General features: G+C 43.7%; 19 protein-coding genes and 1 pseudogene. 5 read left to right on the top strand and 15 right to left on the bottom strand.

The window, feature by feature from the left end:
* Window positions 1-5: 5 nt before the first annotated feature.
* Complete coding sequence (locus BC351_RS37855) at window positions 6-983, bottom strand: glycosyltransferase family 2 protein (protein ID WP_079420855.1); 978 nt, start codon at window positions 981-983, stop codon at window positions 6-8.
* A gap of 90 nt (window positions 984-1,073) precedes the next feature.
* Window positions 1,074-1,262, bottom strand: a complete 189-nt coding sequence (locus BC351_RS44570; protein WP_425270963.1) for an acyltransferase family protein — start codon at window positions 1,260-1,262, stop codon at window positions 1,074-1,076.
* Between the two features lie 192 nt (window positions 1,263-1,454).
* Between BC351_RS44570 and BC351_RS37845 the strand changes: the two genes are divergently transcribed.
* On the top strand, window positions 1,455-2,129 hold the full coding sequence (locus tag BC351_RS37845) for a Crp/Fnr family transcriptional regulator (RefSeq protein ID WP_079420853.1): 675 nt from the start codon (window positions 1,455-1,457) through the stop codon (window positions 2,127-2,129).
* A gap of 112 nt (window positions 2,130-2,241) precedes the next feature.
* Window positions 2,242-2,433: a YgaP family membrane protein gene (locus BC351_RS37840; RefSeq protein WP_079420852.1), complete on the top strand. Its 192-nt coding sequence runs from the start codon at window positions 2,242-2,244 to the stop codon at window positions 2,431-2,433.
* A gap of 73 nt (window positions 2,434-2,506) precedes the next feature.
* On the opposite strand, the gene BC351_RS37835 is transcribed toward BC351_RS37840, so the two are convergent.
* The 11 genes and pseudogenes from BC351_RS37835 to BC351_RS37785 form a co-directional block, all read right to left on the bottom strand.
* Complete coding sequence (locus BC351_RS37835) at window positions 2,507-3,166, bottom strand: formylglycine-generating enzyme family protein (RefSeq protein WP_079420851.1); 660 nt, start codon at window positions 3,164-3,166, stop codon at window positions 2,507-2,509.
* A gap of 38 nt (window positions 3,167-3,204) precedes the next feature.
* Window positions 3,205-3,570, bottom strand: coding sequence for a DUF4180 domain-containing protein (locus BC351_RS37830; RefSeq protein WP_079420850.1), 366 nt, complete (start codon window positions 3,568-3,570; stop codon window positions 3,205-3,207).
* 45 nt (window positions 3,571-3,615) lie between these two features.
* Window positions 3,616-4,269, bottom strand: coding sequence for a TetR/AcrR family transcriptional regulator (locus BC351_RS37825; protein WP_079420849.1), 654 nt, complete (start codon window positions 4,267-4,269; stop codon window positions 3,616-3,618).
* 133 nt (window positions 4,270-4,402) lie between these two features.
* A pseudogene (locus tag BC351_RS37820) lies at window positions 4,403-4,962 on the bottom strand (AraC family transcriptional regulator).
* 419 nt (window positions 4,963-5,381) lie between these two features.
* Window positions 5,382-6,557, bottom strand: coding sequence for a sugar ABC transporter permease (locus BC351_RS37815; protein WP_079420848.1), 1,176 nt, complete (start codon window positions 6,555-6,557; stop codon window positions 5,382-5,384).
* Between the two features lie 11 nt (window positions 6,558-6,568).
* Window positions 6,569-8,089 (bottom strand): sugar ABC transporter ATP-binding protein, encoded by a 1,521-nt coding sequence (locus tag BC351_RS37810; protein WP_079420847.1) that lies wholly within the window; start codon window positions 8,087-8,089, stop codon window positions 6,569-6,571.
* Between the two features lie 96 nt (window positions 8,090-8,185).
* On the bottom strand, window positions 8,186-9,283 hold the full coding sequence (locus tag BC351_RS37805; RefSeq protein WP_079420846.1) for a sugar ABC transporter substrate-binding protein: 1,098 nt from the start codon (window positions 9,281-9,283) through the stop codon (window positions 8,186-8,188).
* A 128-nt stretch (window positions 9,284-9,411) separates the two neighbouring features.
* Window positions 9,412-10,512: a D-xylose ABC transporter substrate-binding protein gene (xylF, locus tag BC351_RS37800; protein WP_079420845.1), complete on the bottom strand. Its 1,101-nt coding sequence runs from the start codon at window positions 10,510-10,512 to the stop codon at window positions 9,412-9,414.
* Between the two features lie 20 nt (window positions 10,513-10,532).
* A complete protein-coding gene (locus tag BC351_RS37795; RefSeq protein WP_158082370.1) occupies window positions 10,533-12,098 on the bottom strand; it encodes a response regulator in 1,566 nt (521 codons plus the stop codon).
* On the bottom strand, window positions 12,095-13,534 hold the full coding sequence (locus BC351_RS37790; RefSeq protein WP_079420843.1) for a sensor histidine kinase: 1,440 nt from the start codon (window positions 13,532-13,534) through the stop codon (window positions 12,095-12,097). The genes BC351_RS37795 and BC351_RS37790 overlap by 4 nt, the downstream gene beginning before the upstream one ends.
* On the bottom strand, window positions 13,515-14,513 hold the full coding sequence (locus tag BC351_RS37785) for a sugar ABC transporter substrate-binding protein (protein WP_158082369.1): 999 nt from the start codon (window positions 14,511-14,513) through the stop codon (window positions 13,515-13,517). The genes BC351_RS37790 and BC351_RS37785 overlap by 20 nt, the downstream gene beginning before the upstream one ends.
* A 545-nt stretch (window positions 14,514-15,058) precedes the next feature.
* Between BC351_RS37785 and BC351_RS37780 the strand changes: the two genes are divergently transcribed.
* The 3 genes from BC351_RS37780 to BC351_RS37770 all read left to right on the top strand — a co-directional run bounded on the left by BC351_RS37780 (window position 15,059) and on the right by BC351_RS37770 (window position 16,623).
* Window positions 15,059-15,700 carry a cupin domain-containing protein gene (locus BC351_RS37780; protein WP_079420841.1) on the top strand — a complete coding sequence of 214 codons (642 nt, stop codon included), beginning with the start codon at window positions 15,059-15,061 and terminating at the stop codon, window positions 15,698-15,700.
* A gap of 178 nt (window positions 15,701-15,878) precedes the next feature.
* Window positions 15,879-16,253: a DUF3992 domain-containing protein gene (locus BC351_RS37775; RefSeq protein ID WP_079420840.1), complete on the top strand. Its 375-nt coding sequence runs from the start codon at window positions 15,879-15,881 to the stop codon at window positions 16,251-16,253.
* Window positions 16,254-16,278: 25 nt separating this feature from the next.
* The gene (locus BC351_RS37770; protein ID WP_079420839.1) at window positions 16,279-16,623 is read left to right on the top strand and encodes a DUF3992 domain-containing protein; all 345 of its coding nucleotides are present in this window, start codon (window positions 16,279-16,281) and stop codon (window positions 16,621-16,623) included.
* A gap of 46 nt (window positions 16,624-16,669) precedes the next feature.
* On the opposite strand, the gene BC351_RS44200 is transcribed toward BC351_RS37770, so the two are convergent.
* Both BC351_RS44200 and BC351_RS37755 read right to left on the bottom strand, forming a co-directional pair.
* Window positions 16,670-17,290, bottom strand: a complete 621-nt coding sequence (locus tag BC351_RS44200) for an S-Ena type endospore appendage (protein ID WP_341866054.1) — start codon at window positions 17,288-17,290, stop codon at window positions 16,670-16,672.
* Between the two features lie 260 nt (window positions 17,291-17,550).
* Window positions 17,551-19,596 carry a collagen-like triple helix repeat-containing protein gene (locus tag BC351_RS37755; protein WP_244209314.1) on the bottom strand — a complete coding sequence of 682 codons (2,046 nt, stop codon included), beginning with the start codon at window positions 19,594-19,596 and terminating at the stop codon, window positions 17,551-17,553.
* Between the last annotated feature and the right edge of the window lie 139 nt (window positions 19,597-19,735).

The raw sequence follows: 19,735 nt of genomic DNA, 5'->3' as shown, positions 1-19,735 counted from the left end.
AAATTCTATATGTTCATTGGGACATCACTTTTATTGGTTGAGCTATTAGATTCTTTTTGACCATTATACTCATCGACAAAATATAGAGGCCTTCTTTTCGTTTCATTAAATACGCGTCCAAGGTATTCTCCGATAATTCCTAACGATAACAGTTGGATGCCACCCAAAAATAACATGACCGTCATTAGCGAGGGATACCCGGCAATACTCTCTCCAAAGAGCAGCGTTTTAAAAATGATCCAGGCCATATAAATAAATGCCCACATAGAAACTATGCTGCCTAAAATAACCGACAGTCTTAACGGAGCCGTTGTAAAGGAGGTAATTCCTTCAATCGCTAGATCCATTAGCTTCAAATAATTCCATTTAGACACTCCAGCTGCCCTTGAATCACGATCAAATAATATTTCCTTTTTATTATAGCCAATCCAACTAAACATGCCTTTGGTGTATCTTTGGGATTCGCGAAGTTTTTTCAGTGCTTCCACACACCTTTTATCCAGCAATCGAAAATCTCCGGTGTTTTCTTGTATTGGAATCCTTGCCACTTTTTTTAGTATTTTGTAAAATGTTTTTGCTGTCCATTTTTTAAACATCGTTTCGCCAGAGCGCGTTCTTCTTTTGGCATAAATATCGTCATAACCTTCCTCCCAATAACGAATCATTTCGGGTATCAGCTCAGGGGGATCTTGAAGATCTGCATCTAGAATGATAACCGCATCCCCTTTGACATAATCTAAACCGGCGATCATGGCAATTTCTTTTCCAAAATTACGCGAGAAATCAATATAAGAAATCCTGCCGTCCATTTCTCTTAAGTTTTTAATAATTTCTAAGGTTGCATCTTTACTGCCATCGTTCACAAAAAGGATTTCAAATTGATAAAAACTTATTTTCTGCAAGACGAAAGTTAGACGATTATAAAGCTGATGCAAAACTTCTGCTTCGTTATAGGCTGGAATCAGTATGGTAACCGTTTTCATTGAGTTAACATCTCCCAGAATTAAATTCTTTATAAAGAACTCATTTTGCCAGTGATACTAATATTTTGAGCTTGTTTACTTCTTAGTTTTCTATTTGAAATGGCCATTTCTTTTAATTTCTTCAAATGCTAGAAAGGACAGAAGAAATCCTGAAATGCATAAAAACAGTAAAACACCGTACGATCCCAAAAATCCAATATATGTTGCCGCTGTTCCGCCGGTGTGGAGTACTACCACTGGGATAATCGACAATGCCCTTAGTACATCAAGAGTGGGCATATATGGTTTTATCAAAAATTATACCTCCTTAAACTACACTTCTGTTCATTATAACGAACATCCAGTGATTTGTAAATGTTGCCACAGTGGAAAAAACCACAGATTAATGTGACTTTGTCACAGTCATATATCCCTGTTTAGTGATAAAATGTTTCTACCAGAAATTCAAATATCTACATGGAGATGACACCCATGAGCTCACCAGTTTTTGATTACATCCCTCAAATTATTTCGCTGTTTCCGAGCTTGACAGATATCAGCGAAGAAGATTGGCAGACAGAAGGAATCAAAGTGCGGGAAGTAAAGCCGAATTATGTTATTCAAGAAGGACAGTTTCTTGATTATGCGGTTATGCTCCTCGAAGGTACCGTACGAATGTACAAAGTCAGTTCCGGTGGAAGGGAGATAACCCTTTATAGAATTAATGGCGGTGAATGTTGTCCGCTCATGATCTCCAGCATTTTAGGAGAAACTGAATATGAAGCTACGGCTTGTATTGAAAAGCCCTGCCTCGCCGTATTAATTCCTGTCCATGCTTTCAGAGATTGGATGGATCGATATCGAAATTTCCGCCAATATATGTTCAAATCCATTGCCAAACGAATTATTATCATGTCCAACCTTCTGGACAGCATCAATTTCAAATCAATCCGCGGCAGAATTTCTGAATATTTGGTTCAAATGACCAGCGATAGCAGTGGAGTTCTCACGATTACCCATGATACGCTGTCAATTGAACTGGGAACAGCTCGCGAGGTCATCAGTCGAACACTGAAAATGCTTGAAAAGGAAAAGCTCATCACGCTCTCAAGGGGAAGCATCACGATTATCAACCGGGGCGGGTTGGAACATTATGTGGAATTATAAGCAAAGACAGCTCATCATTTTTTCTATGTGACAAAGTTACAGATACTTCTGCCTTACCTTGGTATGATCAAGCCTGTAGAGCATACCCATACGAAGCGGAGGAAACGAACAAATGAAAAATGTAGGTGGAACTGATCGAGCTGTACGCATCATTGCTGGCTTAGCACTCTTATCACTCTTCTATTTCTTTAGTGGATATTGGAAATTATTTGGCCTCACGGCACTTCCATTCCTCGTCACCGGCTTGACGCAAAAATGCGGCATCAATAAGTGGCTGGGCCGCAACACTTGCACAATTCGCTAAGTGCTGCTTCCTTAGAGTATACAAAAAGCCCTCTGAATAACTGCAACGCAAGCAGCGGTTTTCAGAGGGAATCTCATTTGTCGTTCCGGGCAAGGCGGAATCCAAGGTCGTCGATCGCTAATGACGGATGACTGCGACGACGGCACGAAGCTCCACAGCCTCTCTCCTCTTCTGCCCAGCTGCCGCCACGAAAAATTCGGTAGGAGCCATATACATTCTTATCATAAATATCCCAGCACCACTCCCAAACATTGCCTAGCATATCATACAACCCCCAAGCATTCGGCTCTTTTGTGCCTATTTCATGGATGCTTCCTCCTGAATTGTCACGATACCAGGCAATCTGATCAATCTCACCGTATCTGTATCCAGACGTTCCTGCTTTACAGGCATACTGCCATTCTGCTTCTGAAGGAAGTCGAAAGCCGTTGGATTCCCAGTGGCAGATAACACTTTCTCCATCATTAGGATTGGAATAAAACGGCTGCAACCCAGTTTGTTGGGAAAGGTGATTACAGAAAGAAATGGCATCATGCCAAGACACATTTACAACAGGCTTTTGGTCACGGTCACCAACATCATAAAGTGCCGTAGTTACAGGATAAGGGGCGAGAAGAAACGGTTTGATTTCAACCTGCCATTTACTTTGTGTTCTATCATCTCTTAAATCAATAACTCCACCCGGAATTTTCACCATTGGATAATTGCTCAGGCTCATTCCTTCATGATCCATGCTTTCTCTCCTATTCACGTAAAAAATCATCTCCTAGGTTAAGCAAGTCTCAGCTTCTCTACAGCTTCTTGTTCAGTCGACAAGAAAAAGATATCCTTCCCTTGATTGCTCTCGCCAATGAATTGTTTCAAACTCATACTTGAATACATCGAATAATCACCAACAATGGCAATTTTCACATGATAATTAATAAACTTTTGCAATATTTCACCTGCCAGCCGTGTTTTTAAGTTGAAAAAGTCTTCACAAATGGCTGATTTATTCAAAATTATACGATCACAGCCTGCTTCATAATTTACCGTAGCTATTAAATCTAATGCAGACTGAATGTCAGTTATGAGTAACTCTTCACTAGTTACAACAGCAATTTTTACGTCGTTCTCATTTAATGTCGTAATTTTCATCATTATCCTCCAATGAATGCTTATTGTTTGTTCGTCAACTATCCTTTATCCTTCTGTTATTTTCTTTACATAATCCTCACAAATAGATCGATTGTCTTCACTGTTCAGTGGCTGCACATTCGCCACTCGAAAGAAACTTAGCCCCACTACCATCGCCAGCAAGCCATAGGCAGCACTTTGGGAATCCTCAACTTTCATCTGCCCTGTCGCCTTCCCATAGTCAAAAATCTTCATGAGGCCTTGCATATCCGCCGAATAACTCGCAGAAACAACCTCTTGCAAATTACGATCCAATGCCGCTCTGGAAAAGAAGTGAAGGAACAGTTTGGCTTGATCTTCAAGTGGGATAAACATCTTTTCAGTACCTTCAAGCTCTGATACATTGATTGCTCCCTGCGTTACATCGCTAAGCGGCGGTAGGAGATGTGCCAGAGTGACCTCGATCATATCCGCAGCACTCATGGTAGGCTGAATAGCAGCATTGATTTTTAAGCCATAATAAGCAAAAAAAGCCTTAAATGACTCGATCATCAAGTTATCTTTATTTTTAAAATAATATGAGACAACCCCCTTCGAGCAATCTGCATACTCAGCGACTTTATCCAAAGTCATGCCGTCAATCCCATGTCTGCTTATGCACATTAATGTAGCATTAATAACAGCTGCCCTACGTATTGGTTCCATTCCTACTTTAGGCATGTTTGTTTATGTCCTCATTTCATAAAAAAACTAATTTTATTTATACTGAACAGACAGAATAAATAAAATGTATCGCAACTGCAACCTTCTGTCAAGTACGCTGTGATTAACTAACGAAAGCAAAAAAGCCAGCTCACGGCTGACTTTTCACAATTGGGATCCAAATTTCACTCTTGAACGTGGGTGACGATACATCTTTATGTTCGTTCCATAATAGTTCAGGACCTTCCGCTTGCTCATAATTGGAGGATGGGAACCATTCTGAATAAATGCGACCCCAAACATTTTGAAGGGTATCCGGAAAGGGGCCGACGGCATTTCATTCCCCCCTTGAATAGAAAGCGTAAAGAACATTTTTGGGTAAACTTTCAGGGTTTGTCCCTTATTTCTGGCTTCAGTTGGTGTCACACCATGCAGGCTTTGAAAAGCCCTGGTAAAAGCGTCTGGCGAGTTGTATCCATATTTAATGGCAATATCAATAACCCTTCTATCACTTTCATGAAGCTCAAATGCTGCAAGCGTCAGCCGTCTGCGGCGAATGTATTCGGACAAGGAGACACCGGCCAGAAAAGAAAACATTCTTTTGAAATGATACTCCGAGCAATAAGCCAATCTGGCTATTTCCTTGAAATCAATCTCATTTGCAAGATTTTCTTCAATATAGGTTAAAGCACTATTCATTCTGTCAATCATGTCTGCTTATCACCTCCTCTTACCTCAAGAATATCAGGTATTATACGTATTGATCCGACTTTTCGAGCAAAGTTAAGTAGGGTCATCGCTTTAAAACCCGTTTTCTGCATTCCAAGAAAGAGTAGCATTCTTTATTTTAGAGTATTCCTATCCATTCAATGAAAAATGAGCCATCCTATGCTTTAGCTCCAGTTATTTTTTAAAAACCTGCAAATATACATCTTTTTCACACTTGAAATAGCCTCAAACACTAAATTCCTGCGTTTGTGCAGGCATTTAGTGCTTTTTCTAGATTAAAGGCTGGAAAAAATGAAAATACCTGCACAATTGCAGGTATCTCCACTTTTCAACCATATTCACCTGAAAATTCCTGCACTTCCGCAGTTTTTTACACTGGGCATATAGGACAGCCACATTCACTAAGCCCTTTTCTTCCGAGTCACCACATCGAAAATAACAGCGGCAGCTAACACAGCACCGCGAATCATATATTGATAGGAAATCCCGATCCCCATTAAATTCATGCCACTGGACAGCGATGCCATGACAATTGCGCCAATAATGGAACCCGTCACTTTGCCTACTCCGCCGGCAGCAGAAACACCACCTACATAAGCAGCCGCAATCGCGTCGAGTTCAAACAACGTGCCTGCCGTCGTAGTCGCCGACTGTAGGCGAGATGTGAAGAGGATACCGGATAATGCCGAAAGCATCCCCATGGAACCGAATACAATGTAAGTTATCTTCTTAACACTGATCCCGCTTAGATTCGCAGCTTCCGGATTGCTTCCTACTGCGTAAATATGCCTTCCCAGTACAGTTGAAGTCGTCAAAAAGTGATAGATCACCACGACGAGCAGCACAATAATAACCGTCCAGGAGAATCCGTTGTAACCTGCGAGAATCCACGTGATATAGGCAATGATAGCTGAAACGAAAACCACTTTTACGACAAAAATACTCTTGGATACCACTTCAAAATTGTATTTCAGTTTGCTCGAACGTTTGGATAATTCACTATACACATAAATGACAATCAAGATGGCGCCTAAAATTAAGGAAAGCAAGTTCAAGCCGTTCACTTTGGCAATCGATGGAATGAAACCATTACCGATGGCGTTGAAATGATCGTCTTTGATAATGATGGTTCCCGTCTTTTCAGTGACTCGCAGCAAGGCTCCCCTGAATATGAGCATTCCCGCCAAGGAAGCAACAAAGGAAGGAATTCCGAATTGTGCAACCAATAGACCATTAAATAAACCAACAACAATACCAAGTACCAAAATGATTGGAATGGTGATATAGAACGGAACCCCGGCCTGTGTCAGGAGGACAGCTGTAATGGCACCCAGAAATCCAGCGGCAAAACCAACCGATAAATCAATATGCCTAATTACAATGACCAGCGTCATTCCTACTGCCAACACGGCAATATACCCTGTAGCATCAATCAAGTTGCTAATGTTACGTGACGACATGAACAGACCGTCTGTCATGATCGAGAAAGTCAGCATGATGATAAACAAGGCAATGTACATCCCATAATCCCGAATATTTACTTTAATTAACGATTTCGCTTCATTGTAGAATTGCACCTGACTTCCTCCTATTGCGTTGCAAGCTTCATTATGGTTTCTTGATCTGCTTCATTACTGGATAGTTCGCCCGTTATTTTCCCTTCAGCCATTACATATACCCGATCACTCATGCCTAAGACTTCCGTCAGCTCAGAAGAGATCATGATGATGCTCATGCCTTCGCCAATCAGCTTATTCATAATCGTGTAAATTTCAAATTTGGCGCCCACGTCAATACCGCGAGTTGGTTCATCCAAGATAAGCAAGGTTGGGTTCACAAACAACCACTTCCCAAGCGATACTTTCTGCTGATTGCCTCCGCTTAAATTACCGACAAGCTGCTCAACCGAAGGGGCTTTAATGTTTAACGATTGTTTGTAATGATTGGAAATTTTCACTTCTTCATTATTGTTGATGACCCCTTGTGCTGATATTGAAGGCAGATTGGCTGCTGAAATATTTTGTTTAATATCTTGAATCAAAAACAAGCCGTCACCTTTACGATCTTCTGTGACATAAGCGATTCCTGCTTGGATCGCATCTTTGGGATGTTTAAATACTTTTTTCACACCGTCTACAGCTAGCTCGCCTTTTAATCTATACGATTTGGGATTACCGAAAATACTCTGCGCCAGTTCTGTTCGTCCAGAACCCATCAAGCCTGCGATACCGACAATTTCGCCTTTTTTGACATGGATATGAACATCTTTGACTACTTCTCGGCCCAGTTCGGGATCATAAGCCGTCCAGTTGCGCGTTTCGAGGACTGTACCACCGAATTGCTTATTCATTCTTTTGGGGTAAATATCATCAATTTCACGACCAACCATACTCTTGATGATGACGCTTTCGGAAATCTCGTCTTTAGAGGCATCCAGCGTACAGATCGTTCTGCCATCACGCAGTACAGTTACTTTATCCGCTATAGAAATAACTTCTTTCAGCTTATGGGAGATCATAATGCTTGTAATTCCTTGCTTTTTAAGCTCCCTCAGCAGCTCCAACAAATTCTCGCTTTCTTTCTCGTTCAGCGCAGCCGTTGGCTCATCCAGAATAAGCAGTTTCACATGTTTACTCAACGCCTTGGCAATTTCAACAAGCTGTTGTTTGCCTACGCCCAAATCCTTGATCAGGACTTCCGGATTCACCTGAAGCTTTACTTTTTCAAGCATGTCTTTGGCGCGATTAATCGTTTGATTCCAATCCACAAGGAAGCCTTTTTTCACTTCATTCCCTGCAAAAATATTCTCATATACCGTGAGATCAGGAAATAATGCTAATTCTTGATAAATGATTGCAATGCCTGCTTTCACGCTGTCGCTTATTTTCGAGAAATGCTGGATTTGGCCTTCAAATACAATATCTCCCGCATAGGTTCCATAAGGGTATACCCCGCTAAGCACTTTCATTAATGTCGATTTACCCGCGCCGTTTTCACCGATCAAACAATGAATCTCGCCTGTCTGGACTTTAAAACTGACATCCGTGAGCGCTTTTACGCCTACGAATTCTTTGGATATATGATTCATTTCCAATATATTTATGCTCATAACCACATAGCGCTCCTTACCCAAATATCTCGTGGAATAAAGGAATAGTGATAGATAGATCTATCACTATTCCTTCCAAACTATGTCTGAATACGGTTACAATCCTTTGAAATCGCTCGCTTGATAATAACCAGAATCAATGAGTGCTGATTTGACGTTGCTTTTCTCAACGACGATGACGTTCGTTTGTTTCGCTTTCACATCGATTTTGCCGTTTTTGTAGGATCCAGTTGTTTCAGGCGCCTTGCCATCGAGAATAGAGACCGCCATCCCCATCGCATCTTTGACAAGTGTGCGCACATCTTTGAATACCGTCATGGATTGCTTGCTGTCGATAATGTATTGAACGGATGCTTTTTCAGCATCTTGCCCTGTAACTACAAAGCTGGTAACGGCTTTATCTGTCCCAAAAACATCGGCGATCGAACGAGCTGTACCGTCATTAGGAGCTAAGATGGCGACATCGCCTTTTTTATCAGCTGAAGCAGCTGTCAAATGGGTTTGCGCTTTATTTTTAGCTTCGTTCGCATCCCAGTTTGTTGTCACTTGGCCAATGATTTTGCTTAATTGATCACGTGTCAACTCAGCAGTTGCTTGCAGTCCAACCGCTTCGCTGGAGTTCGCAATTTTGAAAGTGCCGTCGGCAATCTTAGGTTGAAGCACCGACCAAGCGCCTTGGAAGAACAAGAACGCATTGTTATCAGAAGCAGCGCCCGCATACAAGTACAAAGGCTGCCCTTTTCCTTTGGCATGATCAACTAGATACTTCGCTTGTGCTTTGCCTACGGCAACGCTGTCGAAAGTGACATAATAGTTAACCGCATCCGTGTTAGTGATCAAACGGTCATAGGAGATGACTTGGATGCCTGCTTTTTTGGCTGCTTCAACCGAAGCCGCTGCTGCATCGCCATCTTGCGGACAAATGATTAATACTTTGATACCTTTGGCGATCAAGGCATCTACGTTTTCTTTTTCCTTGGCAGAAGATCCTTGGCTGAACAAAATTTCAGTTGTGTACTTGGTGCCGTTTAATGCATCTTTGAAGCGCTGCTCATCTTGAACCCATCTCGGCTCGTCTTTCGTAGGCAAGACAATCCCCACACTGACTTTGCTGCTTGTGCCGCAGGCTGCAACAACAACGGCAAACATCATAATGACCAACAGGAGTGAAATCGCTTTCAGAGTACTTTTCATTCGTAAACCCCTCTCATTTGTTTTAGCTTAGCGCCAATTACAAAATGAGTATATCACTGGATTTACCTCATGTATCCGCTTTAAATTAGCACTTTTTTATAGCTTGCTATACTATTTTGTTATTTGGATCATGGCTTCACATTCTTGTAAACGTCCTCTTTCTTATGGAACCCATCGGCAATGATGGTTGCATCCATATTGAATTTATCGACGGCAATCGGTTCAAGAAGTATCGAGGGAACATCATTTTTTTTGTTGTTGACTTTTTTATCTGCGTGGACATTTTCGCCTTTTGCCATTCGCACAGCCAGCTCAGCAGCCGTTTCAGCAAGCTTTTTGATCGGTTTGTACACCGTCATCGTTTGTGTGCCTTCAACAATTCGCTGAGCGGCTGCAAGCTCTGCATCTTGTCCCGAAACGGGAATTTGACCAGCCAAATGCTGGGCAACCAAAGCTTGAATAACGCCGCCTGCCGTTGCGTCATTCGCAGCAACTACGGCCTGAATGTTATTGTGATTAGCCGCCAAGGCCAGCTCCATGTTCGCCAACGCGTTTGCAGGCTTCCATTCTTTCGTAGACTGGTCAAAAACGATTGTGATATCTCCGTTCTCTACGAATGGCTTCAGAATATTCATCTGCCCTGCTTTGAACATATGGGCGTTGTTGTCTGTGTCGGCGCCTTCAATGAGGACATAATTCCCTCTGGGCACCTTCGATGTGATGGCTTTCGCTTGCAGCTCGCCGGCTTTCTCATTATCGAAAGACACATATAAATCAACATCCGAATTGACGATCAAACGGTCATAGGAGATGACTTTAATGCCTGCTTTATGGGCTTTTTCTACAATGGCCGATGAAATCTCCGCATTATGGGGTACAACAACAAGCACGTCTACGCCTTGTGAAATTAAGTTCTCCGCTTGCGAAAGCTGTTTGGCATCGTCTCCATTCGCTGCTTGAACTTCAATTTGTGCGCCAAGCTTCTCAACAGCAGCTTTGAACAAATCTCTGTCCTTCTGCCAGCGTTCTTCCAAAAGCGTATCGATGGATAACCCGATAACCACCTTCTTCTTTTTCCATTTTTCATTATCGATTGATGGGCTGTCTGCTTGCTGCTTCGAAATTTCACTTGATTTATGACTTGATAAGGTCATCGAACAGGAGGAAAAAGAAAACGCCAAGACAGCCACAACACCTGCAATTCCGCTCAATATATACCGTTTATCCATTGTCTGCCGCCTTCTTCTCATCACTTTTTGATCGTGGGCCGAATGAGCATTTTACGATAATCTGTCGGTGAATGGCCTACAAGCTTCTTAAACACTCTGCTAAAATAATTCGGATCATGGTACCCTACTTCGAACGTGATTTCCTTCAGACTTTTATCTGATTCCTGCATTAATTGTTTGGCCATTTCGATACGATATTCCGTTAAATAATCGATATAGTTCATCCCAAAATGCTCTTTAAAGAGCTTGCTCACATAAAAAGGATTTCGATTCACGATAGCCGCGATTCTTTCCAATGAAAGATCCTCATGCGCATATTTTCGAATATACTGCTTCATGGTTTGAAGCAGATCTGATTCTGCTTCTCTTACTTCCACTAACTGATGAATCAGGTAGCGGGTCTCTGCTTTCAATTGCGTATAGCTAGTCGTTTGGTAACGAAAATAAGGTTTATTAACGTCAATGCCCATCTCCTGCAGCAGTTTAGTTACATTAACCAGCAACTCAAAAACTCGCTGCTGCGCCATATCGATCCTTTGACCCACACCTTCGAATACATCAATAATTTTGGCAACTTGCTCACCGGCCGATTCCCATTTTCCACATCGAACTTCATCAAGAACATTTTTTTCCAATTCAATCGTTAGGCTTCTATCCACTTGATTGTCAGCATGCGGCACATCCTCATATAAACAATAATGAACAGGCAATGAGCTGTCGATTGAAGCTAGGAGCGCTTCGTGATAGGATCTACGCATTTCCCTCACATCTTGGCATTGTCCTCCTACACCGATGAATAGACGATAATCGTTTCTCCGGTTCAAAGCTTGAATCAAATTTCGCGCTAAGCCGACTGCTTGAGCACGATAGGACAACTCTCCATCCATAAAGACAATCAGTTGGACTTGTTTTCCAGACATTTTACCGACCCAGCATGTAATGGATGAATCATGAATCTGCTGTATGAGTTTCGAATACAGTTCCTCCAGCTCTGCTGGTTGTCCTCCTCCCGCCATGGCATGCGTGAATTGCACATTGACAACAAAGCCACTTTTCACCGAAGGAAAGCCTAACAAATCCATCATTTCGCTAAGATAGGCAGATGGAACGTAGTCAAATAATAACTGCTCCACGATATCTGCTTCTACCATCGGCATCATTTTTTGCAATCTATGCTTCTCCGAGCTTCGCTTCTGCCGCTCAATTTGGGTATTTTTAATCTCATTCACTACTTTGCCTATGGTTTCCAGCACCACCGATATCCTGCTTGGTTTAAGCATGTAATCATAAACACCCAGTCTTATCGCCTGTTGAGCAAATTCAAAGGTATCGAATGCGGTTACAATAATAAATTTAATACTATCATTCGCTTCTCTAATTTTTTCAATAGCTTGCAGGCCATTAATGCCCGGCATTTTAATATCCATCGTGATGAGATCAGGCTGAAGCCGAGCGGCAGCTTCGATTGCTTCCCTCCCATTAGAGGCTTCGCCTACGACCTCGATGTCAAGGGAACTCTCCGCCATAATTTTATGAAGAGCGATACGCTCAATAGGTTCGTCGTCCACGATCATCATCCGAATCATTTCATTTGCCTCCTTGGCAGCTTCAATGTCATACATGTGCCCATCCCTAACTGGGATTCCACATCCATAATTTCCTCAATTCCATAAAACAGCTGAAGCCGATGAATGACATTCCAAATACCGATTCCGGTGGAATGCCCTTTGTAAGCTGAATTTTCCGTATTTGATAATAGCCTATTCAATTGTTCTTGATCCATGCCTTGACCTGTATCCTGCACCTGTACAATGACGCAAGTCTCCTCATTTTTCACGCGAATCGTTAATGTTCCGCCTTCTTCGGCAGGTTCAATCGCATAAATAAACGCATTCTCTGCTAGCGGTTGCAGGATAAGAATGGGCAGTTCAATAGACAGCGCTTCTTCGTCAATTTCTCTTACAACTCGCAAACGCTCACCAAACCTTGCTTTTTGAATCGTTAAATATTCTTCAAGAACTTCCAATTCATCCTTAAGCGACACCTTGCTATCCAGTTTGCGGAGATTATATCGAAGCATCCCGGCCACAGAGCTAATTAATTCACTGGTTTTATCTGCGCCTGCCAGATAGGCTTCTTTGGAAAGCATATTTAGCGTATTAAAAAGAAAATGCGGATTAATCTGACTTTGCAAGCTTTTCAGCTCGCTTTCTTTCAACATGAGCTTATGTTTATGAAGATCGTATTCCAACTGCGCTTTGCTCTGGATGTCGTCGATTAAATTGCCTATTTTCATTCTCATGCTATCCAGGGTAATGGCCAGAAATGTCATTTCATCATTGTTCTTGATTTCGATCGGATTTTTGAAATTTCCTCGCGATAGTTCACGAGCAGATTGTGTAAGCTTTAATAATGGCTGAGTCATACTGTTCACGAATCGATAGGAAAACAGCAGCAATAGCAAGGAAACCAAGGCCAGCGTCCAAAAGCCCATTTTTTTAATATCCTCACTCCGTTTAATAATTTTTCGATAAAATGCATCATAGGTGTTCTGCTCGCCGCTAATTAACGTTAAGGTTGTTTCCGAAATATATTTGGACATGTTCGTTGCTTCATCGAACTCTTTGGCGGCATTTTCGTCATCATTGTCTTTTTGGAAACGAACCGCTAAATCCATCGCTTGTGATTGACTTTCCAGCATATTCTGAAGATTGTCTAACAGCATGCTGTTGTTCATATTTCGCAACCAGTTCATGTCAGACCTCGTGCGCAGCAATCTGCTGTTGTCTTCAACATACTGATTCATGCTGTCTAACGTAGGAGAAATACGGTATTTATTCAAGGAGGTTAAAGCTTGACGGCTTATTTGCGAGGCTTCGTTCATCTGCATATAGCGCTGAAGAATTTCGTTGTACTTTTCCACCGTCTTCTGATTAAAGAGGCTCATAGATATCCAAATAATAGCCATAATGACCCAGATTAAGATCGACAGCATCATCATTTTACTTCGAATGGTTTTCAAAGGCTGTCTCCTCTTCTCCAGTTGAAGTTACGATACTGATTGGCGTGAAGTAGCTATTATCCAGTGGCAGCTGAATCGCATCCAGCCACCGTTTCATCAAATTAACGCTCATTTCGCCCATCTCCTCATAATGCTGCGAAAGGCCGGCTTGAACAAGCCCATTATTAATCAACATGACCGTTTGCGGAGAATCATCAAAAATGAAAATAGGGTAATCTTTCATCCGGGAACGTGATTTCGCTGCTTGAACAATGCTCTCACCTGAATCGGCTGGCAGACTAATAAACGCATCTACTTTCGGATAATGATTCAAAATATCATTGGTTTGTATTTTCGGCTGCAGCGTTTCATTATCGGCCGAAGCGAAAACGAGTTTAATCCCCGGATATTTGCCAAATATTTCACCAAGCCCTTTTAACCTTAACTCATCCGTACCTGGAGATGTCATGCTTTTGACGACACCAACAGTTCCGCGACCGTTCAGCTGAGTTGCGATATATTCCCCCATAATGATGCCTTCTTGATAATGGTCCGATCCAACATAGGATTTGCGCAAGCTGTCAGGCGCGTCGGAATTAATCGTTATGACCGGGATCCCTTTGGCTGTCGCTTTCTTCACCATGCGATCGAACTCGGGATGATCAACACCTTCTACAATAATCCCGCTCGCTTTGGAAGCGATTGCAATATCAATTTGCTTAATCAACTCATCTAAATTCGAGCGATATACCCCCCAGAAATCAATTTTGATCTGATGCGCATCTGCCGCTGTACGCGCGCCTTTCTGAATTTCATTCATCATGAAGCTGCCTTGCTCTTGAGAAATAATAACAATTCGCTCCGCATGCTCACTCAGCATCGGCTCTGCCCTGCTTGCAATGCCCAAATCGCTTTGATATATCGTGAACATATAGTACAAGGAGAAAGATAAAGTGAGAAAACTACTGGAAATAATTGCAATTAAGATGAGCTTTTTCATAGGTTCTCCACCATTCCCCACCATTTTCAGACACTTGATCCAAGACAGACTAACCGTTAAAACAGAGTAACTACTAAATCCTAGATTTAACTATTATACATAAAAATACAATTCAATTATATGAAAATTCACATCAACAAACATAACAAAAAAGCATTAACTACTGGCTAATGCTTAAGCTCCATCTCACATTCGCGAAAGTCTTTCATCTGAGCCAGGCGATCCCGAGTATCATCGGCCGTACTCCCATGAAAACCTGCGAAAGTACAGGTTTATTTCAACGAAATCGAGTAAAAAGTGCAAATGCCTGCGATTATGCAGGCATTTCACGCTTTTTTATCACACACTTATAAATAGTCCGCAAAAGCATGCAGAAACGCAGGAATTCACTCATTCGGGGTCATTCTATGAACAAAAAAATGCATATTTGCAGGTTTACAGACAGCTCCTGAATTTTCACCCGAATTTCTGGTCCCTCCGCCTAGCCTTTCACATAGTATAATTCGACAACACCTAATTTAGCTGAAGGGCAGGAACCAAAGAAAATGAACTCCTATATGGATTTTACATCACCATCCGTGCAGTTTTCTTATGATCTGCGCAACAATCCGCTTATCATTAAAGATAGTCGCAACTTTATTAATACGCTCTCTGTCAATCAACTGAACACCTTGGGAAATGTCTCTTTGCTCGATATTTTCCTTAGCCAATCCAACGTCGTCGAACCACATAGCCACCAAAATGCCTCAGAGCTGGTCTACTGTATTTCCGGATCGGCCGTTGTTTCTTTAATTAATCCTTTTACCAAAAAATTAGTTAATATCCCTATCACGCCAGGAATCGTCGCAAACATTCCCCAAGGTTGGTGGCATTACGAAATTGCTACGGTTGATAATACCCATTTGTTAGCGATTTTTGATGCGCCTATTCCTGAATTCATTGCAGGCTCCGACATACTTCGGCTTACACCAGCAGAAATACTGGCCCATACTTATTGTCTTAATGAAGCTCAGATCAAAGAAGCCTTAGCCCCTATTCAGAGCACACTCATCATCGGTCCACCGGTGAATTGCAGCCAAACCCCCTCCGATCAACAACCAAAACAGCCCACTGGCGCTGCGTATTATCCATCGACCTACAGATATGTCCAGCAGATGCCTTTCATTGGAAATGGCGGGGCTGTCTAGTCATTTTAGAGAAACAACATAAAAGGATGTCATCCTCATCGCATTTGAGGAAACATCTTTTTTATGTTGTTACCAGCACTTCTGATTAAAAAAAATTCAGATATCAGACAGATGTCCAAGCGGGTAACTCCTTCATCGCATTAAATAGTTTAGAAAATATAATAGGAGGTATTTCACTATGGGATGTAATTCTTCAGGGGCTGCACTCACTTGCTGTTCGGATAAAAACTTTGTGCAAGATAAGGTATGTACACCTTGGAGCGGTACTGTTGTCGCGGCTGATGTCCTAGTTGCCCTATTTACAAACAACATCAATCAAAACATTGTAGGTACTGGATATGTGCAATATGATGTAGGACCTGCGGATATCACACTTAATTTCCTTGATAGCACAGGAAACCCGATTAATCCGACCCCCCTTTCACTTTCAGCAGGCACTAGCCTGGCCTTCACTTACCGACGCTTCAGTGCTATTCAGTTAACGCTTCCAGGAGCAACAGCTGGCACCTACCAAGGTGAGTTTTGCATAACAACTCGATACCCTGTCCAATAAGAACTTTAAGAGGAGGGATAAACGTATGTGTAATTCTGATTTAGCACTTAGTTGCTGTTCGGATAAAATCACTGTGCAGGATAAGGTTTGCACTAATTTTCTAATAGCTGCCGCTGGAACTCAAGTCATATACTCTGACAACATCTCTCAAAATATCAATGGCACAGGCTATGTTAAGTTCGAAACGGGAACCGGCACATTGACGGTTAATTTTTTTAGAACCGGAGTCGTTGCTGCGATTCAAACCATCGTTATACCAGCAGGAGGCAGCGCTTCATTCACAGCTTCCAGATTCAATTCAATCTCCTTAACCTCCACAGCAGCAGCAGCCCAGGGTGAATTTTGCCTAACAGTGCGTTATAATCTATAACTTTCAGCTCAAGGTGGTTCTTTCATCAACGGAAGAACCACCTTTCCTATTTTTCATGGGCCTTAGCTTGCAATTGCAACGTAGTCGACACCACATATTTTCCTTCCACATAGGTCATTGCCTGTTCTTTAGATGAAATCCTGATTGAAGTAATGCCTTGACCTATAAAATTGTTCGTGTTGCCAGGTGATACAGACAAATGTTTCTTTTCAGCACCTTCAATTTCTACTTCCAAAGCATCTGTACTGGCCGAGTCGCAATAAATACTTAACTGTGCTACCGCAATCGCTGCATCCACATCCGTTTCCCATATTAGAAAAGGAGGTTGTATTCCTTGAATTAAAATGTTTCCACAGCATTCCTTTTCCACAACAATTGAGGGAGAAGGACTTGGAGGACTTGGTGGGTCTACTGGGTCCACAGGGTTCACAGGGTCCACTGGAATTATGGGATTGATAGGAACAACTGGAACTATTGGAATTATTGGTGTTATCGGAGTTACAGGCGGCGGTACTGGAGTTACAGGAAAAGTACATATTGGAATTAAGCATCGTTTAGGAAATGGTTTCTTTTTATGCTTGCATTTCGGAGGACACGGGAATATAGGAAAGCATTTCCTTTTTCGTCTTCGATGCTTTCGACGATTTTTCTTTTTTTTGCATGTCATCTTGCACTTACTTTTATGAACATAAGAGGACTTCACCACTACGATGACCTTTAATGCTAATAAGGCATTTTTATTAGGACAGCAATTCCTTCTCAGCATTCTCCCCTTCTTTCAAAAGCACAAAAATAGTTCCCCACTTACATTAAATGAATCTTCTCGATACATGGTCATTCAATATCAAGATTTATTTCAAAAGCGGGTAGGAGCCTATTAAATTCATTTCTATTTTCAATAAACCTATCGCTCTTGCGAAGTTTTATTTAACTTATTTCATGCATCGACCAAACGACACCATTCGAAGCTCCATTACCTATGTTAAGTGAAATCGTAAGCCCATTTGCATTATAAAAAAGTCCAATAACATCACCTGCTGAAAGTGTAACATCTCCTGCCAAAGTTATAGCTCCATTACCAAGCACTGCTCTTAAGGTTAAAAGCAAGGCAATGTTCACATTTAAAATAGGCAACAAACCGGTTATCAAATTGGTAGCCGTGGGCGATGTTTGTTGAACAACAAAAAAGGGATTAATCCCAGCCCCAAGACTTACAGATAAAGCGGCAGTAGTCGTGTAATTAATCGTTGCAGCAATCGAATATCGCCCTGTCGTCGGAACCGTGAAATTGCCTGTGACCGCATTAAAATTAGCATTCGAAAAATAAGGACTGGCTACGGACCAATTGGTAAGTTGTGAGCTTGCCGATATGGTCAATGTGGACAAGTATGCCGAAAATCCCTGAATAGCAAAATTAGGACCAGTAGCTCCTGTTGCCCCTGTCGCTCCCGTGGCGCCCGCTGTCCCTGTCGCTCCCGTTGCCCCTGCGGTCCCTGTCACTCCCGTGGCCCCTTCGCTCCCCGTCGCTCCCGTCACTCCTGCGGTCCCTGTCGCTCCCGTTGCTCCTGCGGTCCCTGTCGCTCCCGTCACTCCCGCTGTCCCCGTCGCTCCCGTTACGCCTGCGGTCCCCGTCGCTCCCGTCACTCCTGCTGTCCCTGTCGCTCCCGTCACTCCTGCGGTACCCGTCGCTCCCGTCACTCCTGCGGTCCCCGTCGCTCCCGTTGCTCCTGCTGTCCCCGTCGCTCCCGTTGCCCCTGCGGTCCCTGTCGCTCCCGTCACTCCTGCGGTCCCTGTCGCTCCCGTCACTCCCGCTGTCCCCGTCGCTCCCGTTACGCCTTCTGTCCCTGTCGCTCCCGTTACGCCTGCGCTCCCCGTCGCTCCCGTTGCTCCTGCTGTCCCTGTCGCTCCCGTAGCTCCTGCGGTCCCTGTCGCTCCCGTAGCTCCTGCGGTACCCGTCGCTCCCGTGGCTCCTGTGGCACCTGTCGCTCCCGTTGCCCCTGCTGTCCCTGTCGCTCCCGTAGCTCCTGCGCTCCCTGTCGCTCCCGTAGCTCCTGCGGTACCCGTCGCTCCCGTCACTCCCGCTGTCCCCGTCGCCCCCGTGGCTCCAGCGGTACCCGTCGCTCCCGTCACTCCCGCTGTCCCTGTCGCTCCCGTCACTCCTGCGGTCCCTGTCGCTCCCGTCACTCCTGCGGTCCCTGTCGCTCCCGTCACTCCTGCGGTACCTGTCGCTCCCGTCACTCCCGCTGTCCCCGTCGCTCCCGTTACGCCTGCGGTCCCTGTCGCTCCCGTTACGCCTGTGGTCCCCGTCGCTCCCGTCACTCCCGCTGTTCCCGTCGCTCCCGTTACTCCTGCTGTCCCCGTCGCTCCCGTCACTCCTGCGGTTCCTGTCGCTCCCGTCACTCCTGCGGTCCCTGTCGCTCCCGTTGCTCCTGTGGCACCTGTCGCTCCCGTCGCTCCCGTCACTCCCGCTGTCCCAGTCACTCCTGCGGCACCCGTCGCTCCCGTGCCACCGGTTGCTCCTGTAACTCCTATTGCTCCTGTTGCACCTGTCGCACCAGTGCCCCCCGTTGCTCCTACGGCACCTGTTGTTCCTTTCTCTCCTGTTACCCCTACTGCACCCGTTATCCCTATTGCTCCTGTTGCTCCTGTCTCCCCCGTTACCCCTATTGCACCCGTTACACCCGTTGCTCCTGTCTCTCCTGTTACCCCTACTGTACCCGTTATCCCTGTTGCTCCTGTAGCCCCTGTCTCACCCGTTACCCCTATAGCACCTGTTACTCCTGTAGCTCCTGTCTCCCCCGTACCCCCAGTAACTCCTGTCGCCCCAGTGGGACCAGTGGGCCCCGTAGGACCCGTTATTCCTTTCTTCGGAGTAATTCCATCACAACTCAAACTCCCAGAATCCGAACAGGAACAATTACTGCTCGTGCATCCCGAAAGTGCCCGGCTATACTTCGAGTTGCTATTGTACATCTACATTAGCCCCTCCCATTACAAGTTTTTCTGCCTTCTAGCAATGAATCTATATAGAATCGATTACATTGACATTACCTCTATGACTATTAGATGCTTCTCCGTTTTTTTTGCTTGTACACCAGCCTTACTCTCATAA

It is taken from the genome of Paenibacillus ferrarius (genome assembly GCF_002027705.1).
GTDB classification, from domain to species: domain Bacteria; phylum Bacillota; class Bacilli; order Paenibacillales; family NBRC-103111; genus Paenibacillus_E; species Paenibacillus_E ferrarius.
This window is presented reverse-complemented; position numbering and strand designations above follow the sequence as displayed.

Coding starts and splice junctions, on each gene's coding strand:
- BC351_RS37855 (WP_079420855.1), bottom strand. CDS start 983: ATGAAAACGGTTACCATACTGATTCCAGCCTATAACGAAGCAGAAGTT.
- BC351_RS44570 (WP_425270963.1), bottom strand. CDS start 1,262: ATGCCCACTCTTGATGTACTAAGGGCATTGTCGATTATCCCAGTGGTA.
- BC351_RS37845 (WP_079420853.1), top strand. CDS start 1,455: ATGAGCTCACCAGTTTTTGATTACATCCCTCAAATTATTTCGCTGTTT.
- BC351_RS37840 (WP_079420852.1), top strand. CDS start 2,242: ATGAAAAATGTAGGTGGAACTGATCGAGCTGTACGCATCATTGCTGGC.
- BC351_RS37835 (WP_079420851.1), bottom strand. CDS start 3,166: ATGGATCATGAAGGAATGAGCCTGAGCAATTATCCAATGGTGAAAATT.
- BC351_RS37830 (WP_079420850.1), bottom strand. CDS start 3,570: ATGAAAATTACGACATTAAATGAGAACGACGTAAAAATTGCTGTTGTA.
- BC351_RS37825 (WP_079420849.1), bottom strand. CDS start 4,269: ATGCCTAAAGTAGGAATGGAACCAATACGTAGGGCAGCTGTTATTAAT.
- BC351_RS37810 (WP_079420847.1), bottom strand. CDS start 8,089: ATGAGCATAAATATATTGGAAATGAATCATATATCCAAAGAATTCGTA.
- BC351_RS37805 (WP_079420846.1), bottom strand. CDS start 9,283: ATGAAAAGTACTCTGAAAGCGATTTCACTCCTGTTGGTCATTATGATG.
- xylF (WP_079420845.1), bottom strand. CDS start 10,512: ATGGATAAACGGTATATATTGAGCGGAATTGCAGGTGTTGTGGCTGTC.
- BC351_RS37795 (WP_158082370.1), bottom strand. CDS start 12,098: ATGATTCGGATGATGATCGTGGACGACGAACCTATTGAGCGTATCGCT.
- BC351_RS37785 (WP_158082369.1), bottom strand. CDS start 14,513: ATGAAAAAGCTCATCTTAATTGCAATTATTTCCAGTAGTTTTCTCACT.
- BC351_RS37780 (WP_079420841.1), top strand. CDS start 15,059: ATGAACTCCTATATGGATTTTACATCACCATCCGTGCAGTTTTCTTAT.
- BC351_RS37775 (WP_079420840.1), top strand. CDS start 15,879: ATGGGATGTAATTCTTCAGGGGCTGCACTCACTTGCTGTTCGGATAAA.
- BC351_RS37770 (WP_079420839.1), top strand. CDS start 16,279: ATGTGTAATTCTGATTTAGCACTTAGTTGCTGTTCGGATAAAATCACT.
- BC351_RS44200 (WP_341866054.1), bottom strand. CDS start 17,290: ATGACATGCAAAAAAAAGAAAAATCGTCGAAAGCATCGAAGACGAAAA.
- BC351_RS37755 (WP_244209314.1), bottom strand. CDS start 19,596: ATGTACAATAGCAACTCGAAGTATAGCCGGGCACTTTCGGGATGCACG.